This window comes from Hydrogenophaga sp. (assembly GCF_051860785.1).
Lineage (GTDB): Bacteria > Pseudomonadota > Gammaproteobacteria > Burkholderiales > Burkholderiaceae_C > Hydrogenophaga.
This window is the reverse complement of record NZ_JBIMLB010000012.1, coordinates 24,566-44,129: the sequence shown is the minus strand read 5'-3', so window position 1 is coordinate 44,129 and position 19,564 is coordinate 24,566. Positions and strand designations below refer to the sequence as shown.

General features: G+C 69.3%; 22 protein-coding genes. 4 read left to right on the top strand and 18 right to left on the bottom strand.

The window, feature by feature from the left end:
* Position 1 precedes the first annotated feature (1 nt).
* From ACTIF6_RS16155 to ACTIF6_RS16085, 15 genes are all read right to left on the bottom strand, one after another.
* Positions 2–1,018, bottom strand: coding sequence for a phosphotransferase family protein (locus ACTIF6_RS16155; protein ID WP_439588949.1), 1,017 nt, complete (start codon positions 1,016–1,018; stop codon positions 2–4).
* On the bottom strand, positions 1,015–2,019 hold the full coding sequence (locus tag ACTIF6_RS16150; RefSeq protein ID WP_439588948.1) for an NADPH:quinone oxidoreductase family protein: 1,005 nt from the start codon (positions 2,017–2,019) through the stop codon (positions 1,015–1,017). The genes ACTIF6_RS16155 and ACTIF6_RS16150 overlap by 4 nt, the downstream gene beginning before the upstream one ends.
* A gap of 5 nt (positions 2,020–2,024) precedes the next feature.
* Positions 2,025–3,068, bottom strand: a complete 1,044-nt coding sequence (locus tag ACTIF6_RS16145) for a DUF7064 domain-containing protein (RefSeq protein WP_439588947.1) — start codon at positions 3,066–3,068, stop codon at positions 2,025–2,027.
* Positions 3,069–3,090: 22 nt separating this feature from the next.
* A complete protein-coding gene (locus tag ACTIF6_RS16140; RefSeq protein ID WP_439588946.1) occupies positions 3,091–3,873 on the bottom strand; it encodes an enoyl-CoA hydratase/isomerase family protein in 783 nt (260 codons plus the stop codon).
* Entirely contained in the window at positions 3,873–4,247 is a 375-nt protein-coding gene (locus tag ACTIF6_RS16135; RefSeq protein WP_439588945.1) for a Zn-ribbon domain-containing OB-fold protein, read from the bottom strand. Before ACTIF6_RS16135 ends, ACTIF6_RS16140 begins: the two co-directional genes overlap by 1 nt.
* Before the next feature lie 4 nt (positions 4,248–4,251).
* Positions 4,252–5,412, bottom strand: a complete 1,161-nt coding sequence (locus tag ACTIF6_RS16130) for a thiolase domain-containing protein (protein WP_439588944.1) — start codon at positions 5,410–5,412, stop codon at positions 4,252–4,254.
* A 5-nt stretch (positions 5,413–5,417) separates the two neighbouring features.
* Positions 5,418–5,873 (bottom strand): MaoC family dehydratase, encoded by a 456-nt coding sequence (locus tag ACTIF6_RS16125; protein WP_439588943.1) that lies wholly within the window; start codon positions 5,871–5,873, stop codon positions 5,418–5,420.
* 15 nt (positions 5,874–5,888) lie between these two features.
* On the bottom strand, positions 5,889–7,037 hold the full coding sequence (locus tag ACTIF6_RS16120) for an acyl-CoA dehydrogenase family protein (protein WP_439588942.1): 1,149 nt from the start codon (positions 7,035–7,037) through the stop codon (positions 5,889–5,891).
* A 20-nt stretch (positions 7,038–7,057) separates the two neighbouring features.
* A complete protein-coding gene (locus tag ACTIF6_RS16115) occupies positions 7,058–8,248 on the bottom strand; it encodes an acyl-CoA dehydrogenase family protein (protein ID WP_439589073.1) in 1,191 nt (396 codons plus the stop codon).
* 13 nt (positions 8,249–8,261) lie between these two features.
* Positions 8,262–9,176: an SDR family NAD(P)-dependent oxidoreductase gene (locus tag ACTIF6_RS16110; protein WP_439588941.1), complete on the bottom strand. Its 915-nt coding sequence runs from the start codon at positions 9,174–9,176 to the stop codon at positions 8,262–8,264.
* Positions 9,177–9,277: 101 nt separating this feature from the next.
* Positions 9,278–9,844 carry a hemerythrin domain-containing protein gene (locus ACTIF6_RS16105; protein WP_439588940.1) on the bottom strand — a complete coding sequence of 189 codons (567 nt, stop codon included), beginning with the start codon at positions 9,842–9,844 and terminating at the stop codon, positions 9,278–9,280.
* Between the two features lie 84 nt (positions 9,845–9,928).
* Positions 9,929–10,798 carry a response regulator transcription factor gene (locus tag ACTIF6_RS16100; RefSeq protein ID WP_439588939.1) on the bottom strand — a complete coding sequence of 290 codons (870 nt, stop codon included), beginning with the start codon at positions 10,796–10,798 and terminating at the stop codon, positions 9,929–9,931.
* A gap of 159 nt (positions 10,799–10,957) precedes the next feature.
* Positions 10,958–11,791 carry an IclR family transcriptional regulator gene (locus ACTIF6_RS16095; RefSeq protein ID WP_439588938.1) on the bottom strand — a complete coding sequence of 278 codons (834 nt, stop codon included), beginning with the start codon at positions 11,789–11,791 and terminating at the stop codon, positions 10,958–10,960.
* A 61-nt stretch (positions 11,792–11,852) separates the two neighbouring features.
* Positions 11,853–12,452, bottom strand: a complete 600-nt coding sequence (wrbA, locus tag ACTIF6_RS16090) for an NAD(P)H:quinone oxidoreductase (RefSeq protein WP_439588937.1) — start codon at positions 12,450–12,452, stop codon at positions 11,853–11,855.
* Positions 12,453–12,463: 11 nt separating this feature from the next.
* On the bottom strand, positions 12,464–13,414 hold the full coding sequence (locus ACTIF6_RS16085; RefSeq protein ID WP_439588936.1) for a quinone oxidoreductase family protein: 951 nt from the start codon (positions 13,412–13,414) through the stop codon (positions 12,464–12,466).
* Between the two features lie 86 nt (positions 13,415–13,500).
* Here ACTIF6_RS16085 and ACTIF6_RS16080 point away from each other — a divergent pair, with 86 nt between their 5' ends.
* Both ACTIF6_RS16080 and ACTIF6_RS16075 read left to right on the top strand, forming a co-directional pair.
* Positions 13,501–14,208 (top strand): NIPSNAP family protein, encoded by a 708-nt coding sequence (locus ACTIF6_RS16080; protein WP_439588935.1) that lies wholly within the window; start codon positions 13,501–13,503, stop codon positions 14,206–14,208.
* Positions 14,209–14,222: 14 nt separating this feature from the next.
* Positions 14,223–14,819: an NAD(P)-dependent oxidoreductase gene (locus ACTIF6_RS16075; protein ID WP_439588934.1), complete on the top strand. Its 597-nt coding sequence runs from the start codon at positions 14,223–14,225 to the stop codon at positions 14,817–14,819.
* Between the two features lie 4 nt (positions 14,820–14,823).
* Here the strand turns inward: ACTIF6_RS16075 and ACTIF6_RS16070 are convergent, their stop codons facing one another.
* Genes ACTIF6_RS16070 through ACTIF6_RS16060 form a run of 3 tightly spaced genes read right to left on the bottom strand, consistent with a single transcriptional unit; the run spans position 14,824 to position 17,197 of the window.
* The gene (locus ACTIF6_RS16070) at positions 14,824–16,026 is read right to left on the bottom strand and encodes an MFS transporter (protein ID WP_439588933.1); all 1,203 of its coding nucleotides are present in this window, start codon (positions 16,024–16,026) and stop codon (positions 14,824–14,826) included.
* The gene (locus tag ACTIF6_RS16065; protein WP_439588932.1) at positions 16,023–16,862 is read right to left on the bottom strand and encodes an SDR family NAD(P)-dependent oxidoreductase; all 840 of its coding nucleotides are present in this window, start codon (positions 16,860–16,862) and stop codon (positions 16,023–16,025) included. The genes ACTIF6_RS16070 and ACTIF6_RS16065 overlap by 4 nt, the downstream gene beginning before the upstream one ends.
* A gap of 11 nt (positions 16,863–16,873) precedes the next feature.
* Positions 16,874–17,197, bottom strand: a complete 324-nt coding sequence (locus tag ACTIF6_RS16060; RefSeq protein WP_439588931.1) for a 2Fe-2S iron-sulfur cluster-binding protein — start codon at positions 17,195–17,197, stop codon at positions 16,874–16,876.
* A 133-nt stretch (positions 17,198–17,330) separates the two neighbouring features.
* Here ACTIF6_RS16060 and ACTIF6_RS16055 point away from each other — a divergent pair, with 133 nt between their 5' ends.
* On the top strand, positions 17,331–18,542 hold the full coding sequence (locus ACTIF6_RS16055) for a cytochrome P450 (protein ID WP_439588930.1): 1,212 nt from the start codon (positions 17,331–17,333) through the stop codon (positions 18,540–18,542).
* Entirely contained in the window at positions 18,539–19,537 is a 999-nt protein-coding gene (locus ACTIF6_RS16050) for a quinone oxidoreductase family protein (protein ID WP_439588929.1), read from the top strand. Before ACTIF6_RS16055 ends, ACTIF6_RS16050 begins: the two co-directional genes overlap by 4 nt.
* Positions 19,538–19,564: the final 27 nt, after the last annotated feature.

Genomic DNA, 19,564 nt, shown 5'->3' with positions numbered 1-19,564 from the left:
ATCAGGGCCGGGGGGCCAGCAAGTGCAGCAGCTCGAGTTCGGATTCGGAGGCGCGCCGGCCCACGGCAGCGCGCTCCAGCGCCGGGTCCAGGCCGCTGCTGAAGGCCTGGCCCATGCTGTCGCAGGAAATGCACCACTTGAACGCGCCGAACACCTCCCACCAATGCACGCGCGCGGCGTCCACCGGAACGCCGGTGACGCTGCTGTAGCCCGCGAACAGCGCCTCGCGCGATCCCAGGCCACCGGCGTGCTGGTCGATCTGGCCATAGCGCCATGCGTTCATGCAGAAATAGCCCAGGTCTTCCATGGGGTCGCCCAGGTGCGCCAGTTCCCAGTCGAGCACGCCGCGCACGCCTTCGCTGTCGATCATCAGGTTGCCGTTGCGGAAGTCGGCGTGCACCAGCGTCGCGTGGGTCTGCGGCTCCGGTGCGTGTGCCAGCAGCCAGCGCAAGGCCCAGGCCAGCACGGGGCGCTTGCCGCCGCCGGTGCCCAGGCGCTGTGCCCAGTTCAGGGCCTCGTCGCGCGCGAAGGCGGTGCGCAAGGGTGGCAGTTCTGCGCGCGGCAGGGCGTGGATGCGCGCCATGATCGCGCCGCATTGTTCCGCGAGCTTCGGTCGCACGGCGTTGAAGGCGGCGTCGCGCAGGATGCGCGGTCCGCGTGTCTCACCTTCCAGCCGCTCCATGACATAGCCCTCGCCCAGGCCGTCTTCGGGCCGCAGTTCGCCGTGCAAGGCCGGTACCGGCACACCACCTGCAGCGGCCAGGCGCAGCAGCGCGGCCTCGGCCGCCATGCCCGCGCTGCCCGCCTGCGCCTGCTCGCTCCACAGGCGCGCGCTGCGCACGATGAGCGGCACGGCACCCTGAGGCGTGATGGCGTCGAAGGCCCAGAGCGACTGGCTGGCGCCGCTGGTGATTTCGCAAACGCCGGTCACGTCTTCGGCACCTTCGATGCAGCGGCGCGCCACGGCACGCAGCCGCGTGGCCATGTCGGCGCTGGAAGCGGGGGCTGCCTGGCTCATGCGGGATTCGCGGCGTCGCGGCCACGTGAGGTGGTGAGGACCGTCTTGCCCAGGGCCTGGCGGTCTGCCAGCTGGCGCAGCGCCATGGCAGCCTGCTCCAGTGGCAGGCGTTGTGTGATGGCGGGCTGCAGGCGACCCTGCGCCACCATCTCCAGCAGTTCCTGCAGCAGCAGCGCGTGGCGCTGGGGTTCGCGTTCCATGAACGCGCCGAAGAACACGCCGACGATGTCGCAGCCCTTGAGCAAGGCCAGGTTCAGCGGCGGCTGAGCAATCGTGCCACTGGCAAAACCGATCACCAGCAGGCGGCCGCCCCAGGCCATGGAACGCAGCGCCACCTCGGTGAGCTCGCCGCCCACCGGGTCGTAGGCCACGTCCACGCCCTGTCCATTCGTGAGGGCCTTCAAGGCCTGGCGCAGGTCCTGCGTGCGGTGGTCCACCACCTCGTCGGCGCCGAGTTGCCGGCACAGTTCGAGCTTCTCGGGCGACGACGCACAGGCGATCACGCGTGCACCGAGCATCTTGCCCAGCTGGATGGCGGCCGCGCCCGTACCGCCCGCCGCGCCCAGCACCAAAAGCGTCTGCCCTGCGCGCAAGGCGCCGCGCTCTTTCAGCGCATACCAGGTGGTGCCGTAGGTGGCGGCCAGCACCGCCGCATCGTCCATGCACACCGCCTGCGGCAGGCGCACGACCGCACTGGCCTTCACGGCCACCTCCTCGGCAAAGCCACCCCAGCCGCAGAGGGCCATCACACGGTCGCCCAGCGCCAGGCCGGAGACATCCGGGCCCACGCGCACCACGGTGCCCGCCACTTCACCGCCTGGTGCGAACGGCAGCGCCGGCTTGAACTGGTAGCGGTTCTCGATGATCAGCGTGTCGGGGAAGTTCACGCCCGCGGCGTGCACCGCCACCACCACCTCACCCGGTCCGGGTGTGAGCGATGGCAGGTCGACCAGCGCCAGCGATTCCGGCGGCCCATGGCGCTGGCAGAGCACCGATAGCACGGCGGTCAGCTCCAGCCCAGGCGGTGCGACAGCGGCACGCCGCCCGTCATCACGTCGCAGAACTCGGACATGCCCAGCGTGGTGCGACCGTCGCAGTGGTACTCGGTCATGGCCTCGGTGATGCGGGTGTAGCTGTCGGGGTCGGCGCCGGCCACCGGTTTGTGGCGCAGGGGAATCAGCGACCGCACCTTGCCCGTCAGCGTGAAGGAGCGGACGTCGGTGTCGAAGCTCACCGTGAAGGCGCGGTGCATGAAGGCGTCGTCCCAATCGGTGGTCATCCTCACGTTGCGAATGGGTTGCAACGCACCGCCCTTCTCGCACACATGACCGAGGATGAACGGCTCCTGCCCCTCGCGGCCCATGATGGACAGCAGGACCGAGAAGTCCGGGCCGAAGGTCACCGGCAGCCAGCGGTACCAGTAGAAGTTGTGCCAGTGGCGCGGACCCCAGGACTTGTCGCGGTAGGCGGTGCCGCTCTCGATCGGGTGGCGCATGCCGTCCACGGTGATGTGACCCTGCGCCGAGAGATGTTGCTCGACGTGGCCACGGAACACGGAATGCTTCGGGTCCAGCACGATGGGCTGTCCGTCGAGCGTGACGATCTCGCCGCCGTGAACCGGCGACACGCCGCTGAGTTCCAGTTCGATGAGCGCCGTGCGCTTGGGATTGGACTTGAATGCGGCGCCGGGGTTGCTCATCTCCAGCGGGTTCTTCATCAACAGCAGTTCGCCTTCGTAGCGCACCCGGTAGCGCCGGAACGGCTCCAGCACGTCGAAGCGCAATGGCCCGGCGTTCATCTCGCGGTTGTGTTCGATGGCCGGTCGCCCGTACATGAAGCCCACGGATCCATCCGGCAGGTGGACGCAGCAGGTCATCTCGGCGTGGCCTTCGTTGGGCCGGTTGCCGATGCGCATCCAGGCCCCCATGCCTTCGGCGGCACTGAAGGCGTTGAAGTACATGCTCTCGTTGTAGTTGCTGGCGGCCTCGGGCGTGTGCGTGTGGTCGTCGCGAGGGTCGAGCTTGAGGCGGGTGCCTTCTGGAATGATCATGAGCGGGTCTCCGGGTGGGGGGTCAACGGCCCTGGAACACGGCGGGGCGCCGTTGCAGGAAGGCCTGCACGGCCTCTTTGTGGTCGAGTGTTTCCGTGGCGTGGATCTGCTGCGTCGCCTCGTACTCCAGCAACTGCTCGAAACCCAGCGACTGGGCGGCGAGCAGGTTGCGCTTGATGCTGGCCTGGGCCAGCACGGGGCCGGTGGCGAAGCGGTGCGCCCAGGCCTGGGTCTCGGTGGCCAGGGCGTCGTCGTCCACCAGGCGCGTGGTCAGGCCCATGGCCTGGGCGGCAGCGGCATCGAAGACATCGCCGGTGAGCATGAGTTCGCGCGCTCGCGCTTCGCCCACGATGCGCGGCAGTTGCCACGACACGCCGAAGTCGGTCGACAGGCCGATCTTCACAAAGGCCAGGCCGAACTTCGCCGAGCGCGCAACGATGCGGAAGTCGCAGCACAGCGCCATGCCCAGGCCTGCGCCCATGGCCGCGCCCTGGATGCTGGCGATGGTCACCTTGGGACAACGCGCCAGCGCCAGCGGCACGCGGTGGCCCCAGCGAACCCACTCCAGCTTCTGCTGGGTGCTGCGCGGGTCGGGGCTGCCCATGGCCTTGACGTCGCCACCAGCGCAGAAGGCCCGGCCCGAGGCGGCCAGCACGATGGCGCCGACGGCGGGGTCGCTGCCCAGCCGGTCCAGCGCTTCGAGCAGCGCGGTGATCATCGGGTCCGACAGCGCGTTCAGGCTGTCCGGGCGGTTGAGGGTCAGGGTGGCGATGCCGCCCTCGATGTGTTCGATCAGGTCGGCCATCAGACAGCGTCTTTCCCGGTGGGTTGGAAATAGGGCCGCGTGCGACCTTGCGCATCGGGCTGGAAGGTGACCTGCACGCTCTGGCCGATGCGCACGTCGGCGGGTTCGCAGCCAACGATGTTCGTCAGCATCATCGGTCCCTCGGCCAGTTGCACGTAGGCCACCACGTAGGGCGGATCGGCTCGGTTGGCGACGGACCAGCTGTAGACCACGGCGCGGCCGCTGGCCGGCAGCCAGTGGGTGTCGGCGCTGAAGCAGTGCGGGCAGTGGTCGCGCGGTGTGTAGTGCGCCTGGCCGCAGGCCTTGCAGGCCTTGACCAGCAGGCGTTGCTGGTCGATGGCGTCCCAGTAGGTCTGGGTCTCGAAGGTGGGCATGGTGTCAGACCCTTTCCAGGATGAGCGTGGCCGATTCGTGCAGCTGGCCCAGCGAACCCCCGGTGCCGTGCGCGATCACGAGACTGCAGTCGGGCACCTGCACGGCGGGGTGTGCCTCGCCGCGCGCCTGGCGTACCGCCTCGATCACCTTGGTCACGCCGCCCCGGTTGCCCGGGTGGTTGTTGCACAGGCCGCCACCGTCGGTGTTGAAGGGCAGCTTGCCGATGCCGGAGATCAGCCCGCCGTCGGCCACGAAGCGGCCACCCGCGCCGCGTTCGCAGAAACCCAGGTCTTCCAGTTGCATGAGCACGGTGATGGTGAAGCTGTCGTAGAGCGAGGCGTACTGCATGTCCGAGGGCTTGAGCCGCGCTTCGGCGAACGCCGTGGCGCCCGAGATCGCGCCGGCCGAGCTGGCCAGATCGAAGAGGCCGCCGTTCAGCGTCTTGACCGCTTCGCCCGCGCCGCGCACCACGATGACCGGGCGCTTGAGTTCCCGGGCAATGTCCGGATGCACCACCACGATCGCGCCGCCGCCGTCGCTGATGACGCAGCAATCCAGCCGGTGCAGCGGGTCCGCAACCAAAGGCGAGTTCAGCACGTCCTCCACCGTCACCACCTTGCGCAGCATGGCGTTCGGGTTGTGCTGGGCGTGGTGCGAGGCCGCCACCTTGATCCACGCCAGTTGCTCCGACGTGGTGCCGTGTTCGTGCATGTGCCGGCGCGCCACCATGCCGTAGCCCTGCGCCAGATGGCAGCCATAGGGTGTGTCGAATTCGTCGTCCGGTGTTTCCGGGTCCACCGGCATGCCCGGGCCCACGCCCGCGGCGCGCGGCCGGCCGCACGAGGTGATCAGCGCCACGCGGCATTTGCCGGCCGCAATCGCCTGGGCCGCATGGCCCACGTGCAGGATGGGGGCAGACCCGCCCGATTCGGTGGTGTCCGTGTGGCGCAGCTTCAGGCCCAGGTAGTTGGCCAGCGTGAGCGCGCCGAAGCCGGGCACGCCACCGTCGCAGAAGAAGCCATCGACGTCTTCCATGCGCAGTCCCGCGTCTTCCAGTGCGCCTCGGGCCACGTCGGCATGAAGCTGCACCAGGCTGCGGTCACTGGCGAGGCGGGTGGGGTGTTCGTAGACGCCTGCGATGCAGGCCTTGCCGTGGATGCTCATGGGCCTCAGTCGTAGTAGAGAAAGATCGACTCGGCCACCAGGGCGGGCTTGGACTGGCCCTCCACTTCGATGCTGGTCTCGGTGACGCATTTGCGCCCGCCGGGCACCGGCTCCACCGACTTGAACGTGATGCTGGCGCGCACGCGCGCACCGGCCGGGACCACATTCAGGAAGCGCAGCCGGTCCGAGCCGTAGTTGAGGATGCGCGAGGCACCCTTGACCTCGTACAGCGGCGGCATCAGGCGACCGAGCAGTGCCAGCACGAGGAAGCCGTGGGCAATGGTCTTGCCGCCCGGCATCTCGCGCGCCGCGCGTTCGGTGTCGACGTGGATCCACTGCCGGTCGCCGGTGAGGTGGGCGAACGCGTCGATCATGGCCTGGTCCACGGTGAGCCAGTCGCCGGGGCCGATGGTGTGTCCCACCTGGTCGGCGAGGCGGGAAGGAGGTTCGATGATGAGCATGGTGGAGGGTGTGCGTCAGACGGATGCGGTGTGTGGCAATGTCATGCGGGCCAGGGCCTGCTGGTGGTGGTCGGCGTTGCCGAGGAAGGTGTCGAGCATCAGCAGGCGCTTCATCACGTGGCCGATGGCGAGTTCGTCCGTCATGCCCATGCCGCCGTGGAGCTGGATCGCCTGGTGGCCGATCCACCGACCGGCGCGCCCCGCCTGCACCTTGGCCGCCGTGGCCGTCCGCGCGGCCTGCGCCGCGTCGCCCGCCTCGGCGGCAAAGGCCGCGTGCAGCGCCAGCGAACGGCTGCATTCCAGCTGCACCTGCATGTCCACCACGCGGTGGCGCAGCACCTGGAATTCCGCCAGGGGCTGGCCGAACTGCTTGCGCTGCTGCAGATAGGCCACGGTCTGCGCGATGGCGGCCTGCATGGCGCCACAGGCTTCGTTGGCCAGCACCGCCAGCGCCTGGCTGGTCACGCGCTGCACCGCGGGCAACGCGGCTTCCGCATCACCCAGGACGGCCAGTGCAGGTGCATCGTTGAAACTCACGTGGGCGCCAGGGCGCCGGTCGATCATCGGAAAACGTTGCAGCGACACGCCGGTGGCATCGCGCGGCACCACGAACAGGCCCAGGCCATCGCGGTCGAACCGTCCGCCTGCGGTGCGCGCCAGCACCAGCAGCCAGTCGGCATCGGGTGCGTCCCACACGCTGACCTTGGCGCCACTGATCCGCCAGCCACTGGTGCCGCGTTGCGCGCGGGTCTGCACGTCGTGGAGTTCGAAGCGCGACGAGGCCTCGGCTTGCGCGAAGGCAATGCGCAACTGGCCTTCACCGATCTGTGGCAACCACTCATCCTGCTGCGCCTGGCTGGCCGCGGCCTGGATGAGGCCAGCGCCCAGCACCACGGAAGAAACGAAAGGCTCCAGCACCAGCGCGCTGCCCAGGCATTCGGCCAGTGCTGCGGCGTCGGTGACGCCACCGCCCAGGCCGCCGTGCCGCTCCGGCAAGGGCGCGGCCAGCCAGCCCATCTGCGCCATCGGGTTCCAGAACCGGGGCGAGCCGGCGCGGTCTCCCAGCGCCACGTCGCGCCACACGGCGTGCGGGTATTCCTTGCCGAGCCAGGCCTGCACGCTTTCGCGCAGGGCCCGCTGGTCGTCGTTGAAGGCGAGTCTCAAATGCGTGCTCCCGCAGGGTTTCAGGTGCCGAAGATCAACTTGGCGAGGATGTTTCTCTGGGTCTCGCTGGAGCCCGCGTAGATGGTGGCCGCGCGGCGCAGGAAGTAGTCCTCCACCCGGCCCAGGGCCACGTCGGGTGCGCCCGGCGTCTGGCTCGAGCCGTCGCCGGCTCCCTCGTAGGGCATGACCGCAGGACCCATGGCGTCCAGCGTGAGTTCGGTGACGAGCTGCATGACTTCGGAGCCGCGCAGTTTCATCATGCTGGCCGCGGCCATGCCGTCGCCTTCATAGGCGTCGTCCAGCAGCAGGCGCAGGTTGGTGAGCTCCAGCGCGTCCAGTTCCACCTGGGCACCGGCCAGGCGCAGGGCGAAGTGCGGGTCTTCGGCCAGCGGGCGGCCATGGACCTGCATGGTGGCCGCGAGTTCGCGCAGCAGCACCATGCGCCGCTTGGTGCGGCTCACCTCGGGCGTGGCCGAGCGTTCGTGGCCCAGCAGAAACTTGGCGTAGGTCCAGCCCTTGTTCTCTTCGCCGACCAGGTTCTCGCAGGGCACACGAACGCCGTCGAAGAACACCTCGTTGAGCGTGTGGCCGCCATCGATGGACACGATGGGCCGCACGGTGATGCCCGGCGTCTTCATGTCGATCAGCAGGAAGGAAATGCCGCGCTGCTGCTTGGCCTGCGGATCGGTGCGCACCAGGCAGAACAGCCAGTCGGCCTTGTGCGCCTCGCTCGTCCAGATCTTGCTGCCGTTGACCACGTAGTGATCGCCATCGACCTCGGCCCGCGTGCGCAGGCCGGCCAGGTCCGAGCCCGCGCCCGGTTCCGAATAGCCCTGGCACCAGTGCTCCGTCATGGCCACGATGGGCGGCAGGAAACGCCGCTTCTGCGCCTCGGTGCCGAAGGTGTAGATGACCGGCCCGACCATGTTGATGCCGAACATCGAGAGCAGGGGTGCATCGGCGAGTGCGCATTCGTCTTCGAAGATGAAGCGCTGCACCGGCGTCCAGCCCGTGCCGCCGTGTTCCTTCGGCCAGGACGGCGCGCCCCATCCGTGCCGGTGCAGGATCTGGTGCCAGGCGACCACGTCCTCCTTGGGCAGGTGCGAGTGGCTGCGCTGCTGGCGGGCCAGGCGCGGCGGCAGGTGATCGCGCAGGAACGTCTTCACCTCCTGGCGAAACGCATGGTCGGCTGGTGACAGGTAGGCGTCGATCATGGCGCCGACGTCAGAACTGGATGCCTACCGTGGCCAGCCGCGCAGGCATCTGGCCCAGCACGCCCGGGGCCACAGGCGCGGCGGTGGACAGGTCGGTCAAGGCCTCCACGGCCTGCGCGAACATGTCCACCGTGATGGGCTGGCGCGGATCGAACTGCACGCCCGTGGTCTCGAAGAACTGCACGCGGCCGAAGCCGCCAGCCGCCGCGGTGATGATGTTGGCGGTGAAGTCGCAGGCCTCGCTGGCCATGTAGGCCACCGCAGGCGCCACGTGGGCGGGTTGCATGAGCAGGTCGATCTCGCCGGAGACCGCGCCCAGGCCCTGCGTCATGCGGGTGGTGGCGCCCGGGCTCACGGCATTGACCTTGATGTTGGCCTTCGCGCCTTCCACGGCCAGCACGTTCATCAGGCCCAGCAGGCCCATCTTGGCCGCGCCGTAGTTGGCCTGGCCGAAGTTGCCGCTGGTGCCGGCCACCGACGTGGTCATCACGACGCGGCCGTATTTCTGCTCGATCATCAAGGGCCAGGCCGCCTTGGTGCAGTAGGTCGAGCCCAGCAGGTGCACGCGCAGCACGGCCTCGAAATCCTCCAGCGCCATCTTGACGAAACTCTTGTCGCGCAGGATGCCGGCGTTGTTGATCAGCGCGTCGATGCGGCCGAAGTGCTTGATCGCCGTGTCGATGAGGTTCTGCGCGCCTTCTGGCGTGGCGACCGAATCGTGGTTGGCCACCGCCTTGCCACCGGCCGCACGGATCTCCTTGACCACCTGGTCGGCAGCGGCACCGTCGCCGCCGACGCCATTGACCGTGCCCCCCAGATCATTGACCACCACGCTCGCGCCTTCGCGAGCCAGCAACAGGGCGTGTTCGCGGCCGAGGCCGTTGCCCGCACCGGTGACCACGGCCACCCGATCTTGCATGCGCATCTTCATGTCTCCTTCGGGCAACGTGCCCTGTTCTCATGAGACGAAGATCGCGCAAAGCGCGCAACGGCGAATCGTCGCATCCGACGAATCTGCGTCGAGACTCAGTTGACCGATGGCTTTGCGACGATGCGCTCGTACAGCTCTCGGTGCTTTCGCAAGGCCGCCTGCGCCTGTTCGCCACGCTGGTGTTCGAACGCCACGGCGAGCTTTTGCCAGTCGGCTTCGTCGAGGTAGTCCATCGCCACCGGCAGCACATAGCCCTCTTCCACTTTCATGTGGCCGAGGTACATCTCGACGTAGGTGCGTGCCAGCAACTCGAACGCCTCGTGCCGGCCCTCGCCCATCACCTGCCAGGCGCTCAGCGCATGGCCGAGTTCGCGCACGATCCGCTCGACGCGTTCGTGCTCGGCTTCCAGGCGAGCCAGCACCGGACGCAGGGCCGGGCAGCGCTCGCGGATCAGGGGGAACAGCAACCCGCCTTCGCTGGCGTGGTGCACGCGTGCAGGCATCTCGTCGAGATAGACCAGCACGGCCCGCAGTCGTTCGAAGTCGGGTGCTGCAATGCCACGGCGTGCATCGTCCACAACCGCTTGCAGCACGTGCAGCACGTTGGCGATCGCCCGATGTTCCTCGACGATCAACTGGATGGCGATGGGTTGCATGGGCATGGCGGTGGCATGCCCCTCATTTGCGCACCCGGCGCTTGCCGGGTCAGTCCCCGCGAGGGGGGACCGATGGTCAACGGCGCGACTTCAGTGCACGGCCGCCGTGGCCACCACCGGCACGGCAGGGCGCAGGCAGGCGTCGAACTGCTGTGCGCTCCAGCGGCTCCAGCACGCGAGGTACCAGGTGAGCAGTTCGCGTTCGCTGCCGATGTTCAGGCGCTGGTAGGCGCGCTTGCGGTAGGTCTTCACCGTTTCTTCGCTCACCGAAAGATCGAGCGCGATGCCTACGGACGAGAGGCCATAGAGAATGCGCGCGCAGACCTCGGCCTCGCGGCGGGGCAATGCACTGCGCGCGACGATGCAGGCCTCGATGTCGGGCAGGTCGGTGAGGGCGTGTGCCACGTCGGGCTGGCCCTGGCAGAGTTGCGCGTGCTTGCCCAGCAGCGCCACCAGCAAGTCGGCCGATTCGCCCAGGCGCCGGATGCCTTCATCGCCAAACGGGGAGTGCGGGTCGGCGCGCAGCACGCTCAAGCCGAACGCGCCGCCGGCACTGCGGCCGCACAACAGGATGCGGTCTCGCACATGGGGATAGACGCGCGGGCGCAGGTCGGTGTAGCCCTGGTCGCTGAAGTCCACGTGGATGATGGTGGGCGAGACGCCATCGACACAGCGCTGGGCTTCGGTCATGGCCGGGTCGTTCTTCCACAGGCCCTGCTTCACATAGCTCTCCACGCGGTCGCGTGCCGTGAGTTCGGGCTGCACGCAGCAGGCGGCCACTTCCCGCAGTTCATCGCGCCCGAGGCGGAATGCCGCGACGTGGTCCGCGCCACACAGGCCGTGCAGGTAGTGCGCCAGCGCGAGGCCAAAGCCTTCGCAGCCAATGGCGTCCACGAGGTGAGCGAGTGAGCCTTGCGCGCTGCCGGGGGAGCCCCGATCCTGAACCATCACCGTCATCATGTTGTTGTCTCCTGTGGGGCGAGAAGGAACGCCGGCTGGCGGCGCATCGCCAAGGCTCTGCGGACCTTGTGCGAATATCAATAGACGTAATCAGATTACGCCCTGCGTAATCGAATCGTGCTCCGTGTTAACCCTATATCCGACCAGCGGGACGGTCTATCAAGGACCCCACCCCATGCGCCGCGACACCTCTTCGGCCCGGGCCGCCAGCACGCTGGCGTTGCGACCTTCGCGGCGGGTGTCGATCAGGCCGGCCGATCCCATCACGGTGATGACACCGACGATGGCGCCAGCGTGGTCAAACAGCGGCGCGGACAGGCCGTGCAGACCCGGATTCAGGTCGCCCTGCACGCGCGCCATGCGGTGCTGGCGGACGTCCTCGAACAGCGCCTCGACGTCCTGCATCGACATCCGCTGGGTTGCCCCGGTGGGGGTGGCGCCGGGGTGCGGCGCGCCAGCGAGTTCGCGCTCGATGAACGCGCCGGTCAGGCTGCGCGCGAGGTAGGCGCCGAACACGCGGCCGGTGGACGAGGTGAGGATGGGCATGACCGAGCCGGGGCGCCCACTGATGATGAGCGCATCGTTGGTTTCCTCGAAACGCACGAAGGTCGGACCCGCCGCACCCCAGACCGCCAGTCCGGCGGTGAAGCCCAGTTCGTCGCGCAGCGAAGCCAGCGTCGGCCCCGCCTCCCGCACCACATTGAGGTGGCGAATGGCGGCCAGGCCCATGCGCACGGCCAGTGGGCCCAGGCGGTAGCCGCCGGTGATGGCATCGCGCTCGGCCAGGCCGCTGCGGCACAGGCTCACCAGATAGCGGTGGGCCTTGGGGGGCTGCATCTCGGCGCGTTCGGCCACGGCCTTGAGCGACAACGGCGTGCCCACGTCGACCAGCGCAGAGAGCAGGCGCACGGTGGTGTCCACCGACTGGACGCCGCCTGCCTCGTCTTCGCCGCTGCCGTTGTCCTCGCTCATGGTCGCGTCGAGTGGGCGCATGCCAGTGTCCTCCGTGATGACGGCGGCGAGCCTAGCACGCGCACGGCCAGCATGTGACTTTTCAGGCGCGAGCGGCGGCCAGCAGGGCCGCGAAGCGGGCCACGCGCTGCCCCTGGTAGCGCGCCGCGGCGAGCACGGCCGCGTCCAGCGACGCGCCGGCCGTGAAGCTGGTGCCATAGGGGTTGCCGCCTGCGGCCTTCACGCTGGCATCGGTGTAGCCCGGCGGCACGATCACCGACCCCCAGTGGTAGAACATGTGGTGCATCGCCAGCAGGGTCGATTCCTGGCCGCCATGCAGGTTGCCGGCGCCGGTGAAGGCGGCGGCGGCCTTGTCCTGCAGTTTGCCCGTGGCCCACAGAGGACCCACGGTGTCGATGAACTGCTTGAGCTGCGCGGCCGGCAGGCCGAAACGCGTGGGCGAACCGAAGACATAGCCATCGGCCCATTCCAGATCGGCCAGCGTGGCTTCGGGCACGTCTTTCGTGGCCTCCAGGTGCGCGCCCCACGCAGGCTTGCTGGCGATCGCCTCGGGGCCCGCGAGTTCGCGCACCTTTCGCAGGCGCACTTCGGCACCGGCCTCCTTCGCGCCGGCCTCGATGGCCCTGGCGATCTCGAAGGTGGTGCCGGTACTGCTGTAGTAGACGATGGCGATGTGGGTCATGGGTCTGGGGTTCACGTGGTGAGGACGATCTTGCCGAAATGCCGGTTGGCCGCCATGTGCGCCAGCGCCTCGCCCGCCTGCGCCAGCGCGAAGCGGCTGTCGATGGGCAGGCGCAGCCGGCGTGCGGCAATCGCTTCGCCCAGGTCGGCGAGCATGCGGGCGTTGAGGTCGCGGATCTCCTGCGCCGAGCGGGTGCGGAAGGTCACGCCGACGTAGCTGATGCGGCGCAGGGCATGCAGCTGGAAATCGAACTGGCCATCGGCTCCGCCCAGCCGACCCAGGTTCACCACCCGCGCGCCGATGGCCGCGGTCTTGAAGGTGCTGGCGAAATCCTTGCCGGTGACCTGGTCGACGATCACCTGAACGCCCTGGCCGTCGGTGGCCGCGAGGATGCGTTCGTGCCAGCCGGGCTGCGAGGCGTCGACGGCCACATCGGCGCCGAAGGCACTCAGTTGCGCGAGCCGGTCGGCGCGCGTGCTGGTGCCGAAGACCCGCCGCGCGCCCAGCAGCCGTGCGATCTGCAGGCCCATCAGGCCCACGCCCGAGCTCGCGCCGTGAATGAGCACGTCGTCGCCGCGCGCCACGCGGCCTTGGGTGACGAGGGCATCGTGCATGGCCTGCAACGCCAGCGGCAGGATGGTGGCTTCCTCCCAGGGCAGGGTGGCATCGGGGATGCGGCAGGCGCGCCCGCCGTCGGTGACGGCGTACTCGGCAAAGGCGCCTGCGCCGGTGCACATGACGCGGTCGCCCACCTGCCACGCACCAGCTTCGGGGCCGGCCTGCACCACCTCGCCCGCCCATTCCATGCCGATGACCTTGTCGTCTTTCGCGGCCAGGCTGGCGAGGTCGGCGCGGTTGAGGCTGGCGGCTTTCACGCGCACAAGGATCTCGTGCGGGCCGGGCACAGGCAGGGGCAGTTCGGCCACTTGCGCGCCCTGTGGCGCGGCGACAATTGCTTTCATGAACGCAGCTTAGGCAGCACACCGGGCGGCGTCTGCCCCCCTTTGAAGGGACAGACAGCGAAGGGCAAAGCACCAAAATGGGCCCCATGATTTACGAACTGCGCCTCTACTCCGTGGCCCCGGGCCGCATGGCCGACGTGCACGACCGTTTCAATACGCACCTGCCCGCGCTGTTCCAGCGCCACGGCGTCGAATGCGTGGGCCGATGGAGCGCGCTGGCCGGCCCCGATGCGCCGCGCTTCGTCTACCTGCTCGCGTACCGCGACTACGCCCACCGCGAAACCGTGTGGGCCGGCTTCTATCAAGATGCCGACTGGTGGCGCATCCGCGCCGACACCAATGCCGGCCACGAGATGGTCGAGCGGCACGACCTGTTCTTCCTCAAGCCCAATGCATCGTGGCCGCGCGCTGCGCAGCCTGATGCGCCGGTCGAGGGTGGGCTGCACGAACTCGTGCAGCAGCAGGTGGCACCGGGCCGCAATGCCGACGCCAACGCTTTCCTGGCGCAGACCTGGCTGCCCTTGCTGCAGGCGGCGGGCGCGCAGGTGCTGGGCGTCTTCGACATGGCCGCAGGCAGCGGCATGCAGAAGATCGTGCTGCTGCACGCCTGGCCCGACGCCGCCACCTGGCACGCCGGGCGGCGCCGGATCGAGTCGGACGCGGGCCTGCGCAGCGAGCTGGCACGGCAACGCCGCGAATTCGGGACCACGTTCTTTGAACGCACCGAGGTGAACCTGCTGGACCCTTCACCCGGCGCCGTGATTCGCGCGGGCCTGGGCCGGCTGCCGGCCTGATCGCGCGCCACCCGATGCGCATCGCCCTCATCGGTGCCACCGGTCGCCTGGGTGGCCAGATCGCACGCGAGGCGATCGCGCGCGGTCACACCGTCACCGCCCTGCGCCGGGGCGCGGTCGACATCTTCGACGTGGCCGCACTCACGCAGGCGGTGCGTGGCCACGATGCGCTGGTGAGCGCCTACCGCGCGCCGTCCGAAGACACGCTGCACCTGCTCGCGGTGGTGGCCCGCTGCGCCATCGAGGCCGCGCGACAGGCCGGTGTGCGGCGCGTGCTCACCGTGGGTGGGGCCGGTGTGCTGGAAGTGGCCCCGGGCCAGCGCCTGGGCGAGCAGGCCGATTTTCCGGCGGCCTTGCGGCCCCAGGTGGTGGCGCACGCCGCCGCCATCGACGAACTGCGCGCCTCCAAGGGGGTGGACTGGACCTGCGTGGTGCCTGCCGCGCGGATCGCGCCGGGCCCGCGCAGCGCGCAGTACCGCACCGCCGTGGGCAAGCTGGTGCAACGCGCCGATGGCAGCAGCACCCTCACCGATGCGGACTTTGCCTGCGCGCTGATCGACGAACTCGAGACCGGGCGCCATCCCCGGCAGGTGCTGGGCGTGGGCGACTGAGCGTTCAGGCCGCCACGGCCAACCGCTGGCGGCGGCGCAGGCTCGCGGCGAACGCCGCACCCAGCAAGACCAGCGCCATGCCGCTGGCAGCGAAGACCGCCGGATAACCCACACGGTCCACCACCAGGCCGGCCACACCCACGCCACTGGCAATGCCGATGAACAGCGCCGATGCGAACAGGCAGACGGCCGTGCCTCGCACCGCCGGCGCCATCTGCGTGGCATGGGTCTGCATCACACCGTGCAGCGTGTAGAAGCCCAGGCCAGCCAGGGTGGCTGCCGGCAGCGCCATCCACCAATGCGTGCCCAGGGACAGGGCCAGCCAGGCCAGGCCGAGGGCCACGCCACCGGCCAGCGCAAGCCCCGCTTCGCCCAGGCGCGGCACCAGCCAGCGCGCGCCGAAGGCATACACGAAGCCACCCACGCCGTACAAGGCCACGATGGCCGCTGCGCTGGCCAGCCCGAGGCCGAAGGTGTCGGCCAGGTAGGCGGGCAGGAAGGCGATGGCGCCGAAGGCCAGCGCACCTTCAATCGCCACGAAGACCAGCATCGCGCGCGCCCAGGGCACGCGCAGCACTTCGGCGAACGCCTGAAGATGGCCGCGCGAAGAGGCCGCACCACGTGGCTCGTGGCGCAGGCCGCGATCGAACACGATGGCCGCACCGCCCACGCCGAACAGCAGCACCAGCAACGCGAACACCGCGCGCCAGCCGACGTGCTCGGTCAGCAGCCCCGAGATCCACTGGCCGGCCATCATGCCGGCGAGCGAGGCGGTGAGGAATTTCGCCAGCACCGCCTGGCGGCTGGCGTAGGGCACGGTGTCGCCCACCCAGGCCAGCACCAGCGCGATGATGCCCGCCGCCGCCGCGCCCGAGAGCACGCGAGCGAGCACCAGCACTTCCAGCGAGGGCGCCACCAGCGCCAACCCGTTGCCCACCAGCGTGGCCAGGGCGGCAAAGCCGATCACGCGCCGCTTGCCCCAGCGGTCGCCCGCAGGCCCGAAGAAGAACTGCAGGATGCCGTAGGCGATGGCGTAGCTCGACACCGTGGTGGCCGCCTGCCCGGTGGTGACGCCGAAGTCGCGCGCCAGCGCCGGCAGCATGGGGTCGCACACGCGCATCATGGCCGCGCTGCCGAAATGCACGCTGAACAGCGCAACCATGGCCCAGGGGCGAGGCCCCACGGCTGGGGGCGTGGGCAGGTTCACGACTGCGCCGCGTCGGCCTTCTCGAACCCGGGGCGTGGAATGAGCGTGAGCCACGCGGTGGACAGGCCGCCATCGACCAGGATGTCCTGCCCATTGATGTAGCCCGATCGGGCGCTGGCGAGGAACAGCACCACCTCGGCCAGGTCGATCGGCCCGCTGATGCGCCTCGCTGGCACGATCTCTTCGCGTCGGCGCAGCACGTCGGGGTTCTGGTAGATGCCCTCGGTCAGGGGCGTGCGAACCATGGCGGGGCTCACCACGTTGCTGCGGATGCCGTGCTCGCCGAGCTCCACCGCGAGCAACTGCGACAGCATCTTCACGCCCGCCTTGCTCACGCTGTAGGGACCGCTGTAGGGTTGCGGCACGCGGCCCGAGATCGACGCGATGTGAACGATGCTGCCGCCACCCCCCGCAGCGATCATCTGCCGGCCGAACGCCTGCGAACACAGCAGAAAGCCGCCCACGTTCACCGCCATGAGCTGGTTCCAGCGCTGCAGGTCGATGTCCATCAGCGCGGCCGCGTAGATGGTGGCTGCGTTGTTCACCAGCACGTCGCAGCGGCCGAGCTCGTGCTCCACCTGCGCGGCGGCGCGATCCACCGAGGCCTTGTCGGCGATGTCGCAGGCCACGGCCACGGCACGGGCGCCGGTGGCGGCGATGGCATCCGCCGTGGCGATGGCGCCGGGTTCGTCGCGGTCGAGCACGGCGACTCTGGCACCGACCGATGCGAGCTGGCGCGCGATCTCCGCGCCGATGCCGCTGGCCGCGCCCGTGACGACGCAGACCTTGTCTTCGAGTTCGAGCCAGCCGGGGGCGGCTTGTGCGGAAGATGTCATGGGATCGGGTCTCAGATTTGAGGGTCGGCAACGCGCACGACGATGCCGGCGAGCGCATCGTTCATCACGATCTGGCAGGCCAGGCGGCTGTTGGGTTGCCGTCCGGCGGCGGTGTAGTCGAGGATCTGGTCCTCGTTGGATGCCATGTCGGGCAGGTGGGCGGTGAAGGCCTCGTCGACGAACACGTGGCAGGTGGCGCAGCTCATGGAGCCGCCGCAGTCGCCGACGATGCCTTCGATGCCGTTGTCGGTGGCGGCGCGCATGAGGTTGGCGCCGATGGCGACGTCCACGGCACGGTGCGCGCCGTCGCTGCAGATGAAAGTGGCCTGGGGCATGGAAAGATTCCTCGTGGATAGGGCAGGCGCCACTGTCGGCCGACGCCGCGGATGAGTCAGTCCCCTCCTCAGGGGACGTTCGAAAACGCGCGAGCGGCGCACACTCGGGCGCAACGCCCAGCAGGATAGCCCCATGACCGCCACCACCACCACGAGACCCGAGTTGCCGGTCGTGCACGACGACCCGTTTTCCGTCGACGTCCTGCGCGACCCCTACCCGTTCTTCTCCGCGCTGCGAGACGCGGGGCCGGTGGTCTGGCTGGCGCACCACGGCATCTATGCGACCGGTCGCCACACCGAGGTGGCCACGGTGCTCTCGCAATGGGCACGGTTCACCAACGAAGGCGGTGCCGGCATGGCCGACATCCGCAAGCCGGGCAACTGGCGGCCGGCCAGCGTGATCCTGGAAGTGGATCCGCCCGCGCACACCGAGGTGCGCGCAGCGTTGCAGAAGATCCTTTCGCCGCTGGTGGTGCGCCAGTGGCGTGAGAAGTTTCAGGCGGCGGCCGAAGAACTGGCCGATGCGCTGGTGGCGAGCCGCGAGTTCGATGGTGCGCGCGACGCCGCCGAAGCCTTCGTGCTCTCCGTGTTTCCACCGGCGGTGGGCATCCACATTCCCCGCGAGAACGCGCAGGCCATCGGTGACATGAACTTCAACGCCATCGGACCCAACAACGAACTCACCCAGGCCGCCGCAGCGCGCGCACAGCCCTACATGAAGTGGTACGAGGACAGCCTCAAGCGCGAGGCGATGCTGCCCGGTGGTTTTGGCGAACTGATCCACCAGGCCGAGGACCAGGGCCTCCTGCAGAAGGGCTTCGCTGCCAATCTCACGCGCTCCTTTCTGCGCGGCGGTATGGATACCACCATCAGTGGCATCAGCGCGGCGCTGCACGCGCTGGCGCAGGATCCCGACCAGTGGGCGTTGCTGAGATCCGATCCGGCGCTCGCGCGTGGCGCGTTCGATGAGGCGATCCGCTTCGAGGCCCCGGTGCAGGTGATGTTTCGCACCACCCGCGAAGGCGCGGAGCTCGGTGGTGTCGCGCTCGCGCCCGACACCAAGATCGCGGCCTTCATCGGATCGGCCAACCGCGACCCGGACAAGTGGCCCGATGCCGATCGCTTCGACCTGCGGCGCCAGGGCGCCGGCCAGCACCTGGCGTTTGGTCAGGGCGCGCATGTGTGCATCGGCCAGATGATCGCGCGCCTGGAGGCCGAGTGCCTGCTGGGCGCACTGGCGCGCCGGGTGAAGCGCTTGTCGCTGGCCGGCCCGCCCGTTCACCGGCCGGTGAACACCTTGCGCACGCTGGACCGGTTGCCGCTGGTGGTGGAGGCTGCGGCATGAAGGCGATGGTGATCCACCGCCATGGCGGTCCCGAGGTGCTGGAGTGCATCGACATCGACCTGGCGCCACCGGCGCCGGACGAGGTGCGCGTGCGGCACACGGCCATCGGCCTGAACTTCTCCGACATCAACGTGCGCAACGGCGGCTTCTACCTGGGCAGCGGTCCGGAGTTTCCGCTGATCCTGGGCAACGAGGCAGCGGGCGTGGTGGAGAGCGTCGGTTCGCAGGTGCAGGGGTGGCGACCCGGTGATCGCGTGGCCTATGCCGGCACCGGTGGCCTGTTCTTCGTCGACACCGGCGCCTACGCCGAGCAGCGCAACATGAAGGCCGCGCACCTGGTGCGCCTGCCCGACGACATCAGCGACGCGCAGGCCGCCGCCTTGCTGCTCAAGGGATTGACCGCGGCCGTGGTGATCCACCGTTGCTTCAAGCCGCAGCGCGGCGACGTGGTGCTGGTCCATGCCGCCGCCAGTGGCGTGGGCAGCCTGCTGGCGCAGTGGAGTGCCCACCTGGGCGCGACCGTCATCGGCACCGTGGGGTCCGAGGCCAAGGCGGCCTTCGCACGTGAACATGGTTGCCACCAAACCATCCTCTACCGCGAGGAAGAATTCGTGCCCGCCGTGCGGCGGCTGGCGCCTCAGGGCGTGGCCGCGGTGTTCGATGGGGTCGGGCAAGACACTTTCGTGCCGTCCTTCGACGTGCTGCGGCCTTTTGGCGCGGCGGTGAACTACGGCAACGCGTCTGGCAACGTGCCACCGTTCAACCTGATGCTGCTGGCCCAGAAGGGTTGCCTGGCCTTGCACCGGCCCGGTTTCGGCTTCTACGCCAACACCACCGAGACGCGCCAGGCGGCCTGCGACGAACTGTTCCAGCTGGTGCGCAGCGGCGCGCTGGAGGTGCGGGTGAGCCGCCAGGTGCCGCTGCACGAGGCCGCCCAGGCGCACGCCGATGCCGAGCAGGGCCGCAGCACGGGCTCGGTGGTGCTCGTCCCGTAGTCCCCCTGCGGGTGACTGCCGCGGCGC

What these genes read in the sequence shown, in the direction of transcription:
- ACTIF6_RS16155 (WP_439588949.1), bottom strand. Translation starts at nt 1,018, where the DNA reads ATGAGCCAGGCAGCCCCCGCTTCCAGCGCCGACATGGCCACGCGGCTG.
- ACTIF6_RS16145 (WP_439588947.1), bottom strand. Translation starts at nt 3,068, where the DNA reads ATGATCATTCCAGAAGGCACCCGCCTCAAGCTCGACCCTCGCGACGAC.
- ACTIF6_RS16140 (WP_439588946.1), bottom strand. Translation starts at nt 3,873, where the DNA reads ATGGCCGACCTGATCGAACACATCGAGGGCGGCATCGCCACCCTGACC.
- ACTIF6_RS16135 (WP_439588945.1), bottom strand. Translation starts at nt 4,247, where the DNA reads ATGCCCACCTTCGAGACCCAGACCTACTGGGACGCCATCGACCAGCAA.
- ACTIF6_RS16130 (WP_439588944.1), bottom strand. Translation starts at nt 5,412, where the DNA reads ATGAGCATCCACGGCAAGGCCTGCATCGCAGGCGTCTACGAACACCCC.
- ACTIF6_RS16125 (WP_439588943.1), bottom strand. Translation starts at nt 5,873, where the DNA reads ATGCTCATCATCGAACCTCCTTCCCGCCTCGCCGACCAGGTGGGACAC.
- ACTIF6_RS16110 (WP_439588941.1), bottom strand. Translation starts at nt 9,176, where the DNA reads ATGCGCATGCAAGATCGGGTGGCCGTGGTCACCGGTGCGGGCAACGGC.
- ACTIF6_RS16105 (WP_439588940.1), bottom strand. Translation starts at nt 9,844, where the DNA reads ATGCCCATGCAACCCATCGCCATCCAGTTGATCGTCGAGGAACATCGG.
- ACTIF6_RS16100 (WP_439588939.1), bottom strand. Translation starts at nt 10,798, where the DNA reads ATGATGACGGTGATGGTTCAGGATCGGGGCTCCCCCGGCAGCGCGCAA.
- ACTIF6_RS16095 (WP_439588938.1), bottom strand. Translation starts at nt 11,791, where the DNA reads ATGCGCCCACTCGACGCGACCATGAGCGAGGACAACGGCAGCGGCGAA.
- wrbA (WP_439588937.1), bottom strand. Translation starts at nt 12,452, where the DNA reads ATGACCCACATCGCCATCGTCTACTACAGCAGTACCGGCACCACCTTC.
- ACTIF6_RS16085 (WP_439588936.1), bottom strand. Translation starts at nt 13,414, where the DNA reads ATGAAAGCAATTGTCGCCGCGCCACAGGGCGCGCAAGTGGCCGAACTG.
- ACTIF6_RS16080 (WP_439588935.1), top strand. Translation starts at nt 13,501, where the DNA reads ATGATTTACGAACTGCGCCTCTACTCCGTGGCCCCGGGCCGCATGGCC.
- ACTIF6_RS16075 (WP_439588934.1), top strand. Translation starts at nt 14,223, where the DNA reads ATGCGCATCGCCCTCATCGGTGCCACCGGTCGCCTGGGTGGCCAGATC.
- ACTIF6_RS16065 (WP_439588932.1), bottom strand. Translation starts at nt 16,862, where the DNA reads ATGACATCTTCCGCACAAGCCGCCCCCGGCTGGCTCGAACTCGAAGAC.
- ACTIF6_RS16060 (WP_439588931.1), bottom strand. Translation starts at nt 17,197, where the DNA reads ATGCCCCAGGCCACTTTCATCTGCAGCGACGGCGCGCACCGTGCCGTG.
- ACTIF6_RS16055 (WP_439588930.1), top strand. Translation starts at nt 17,331, where the DNA reads ATGACCGCCACCACCACCACGAGACCCGAGTTGCCGGTCGTGCACGAC.
- ACTIF6_RS16050 (WP_439588929.1), top strand. Translation starts at nt 18,539, where the DNA reads ATGAAGGCGATGGTGATCCACCGCCATGGCGGTCCCGAGGTGCTGGAG.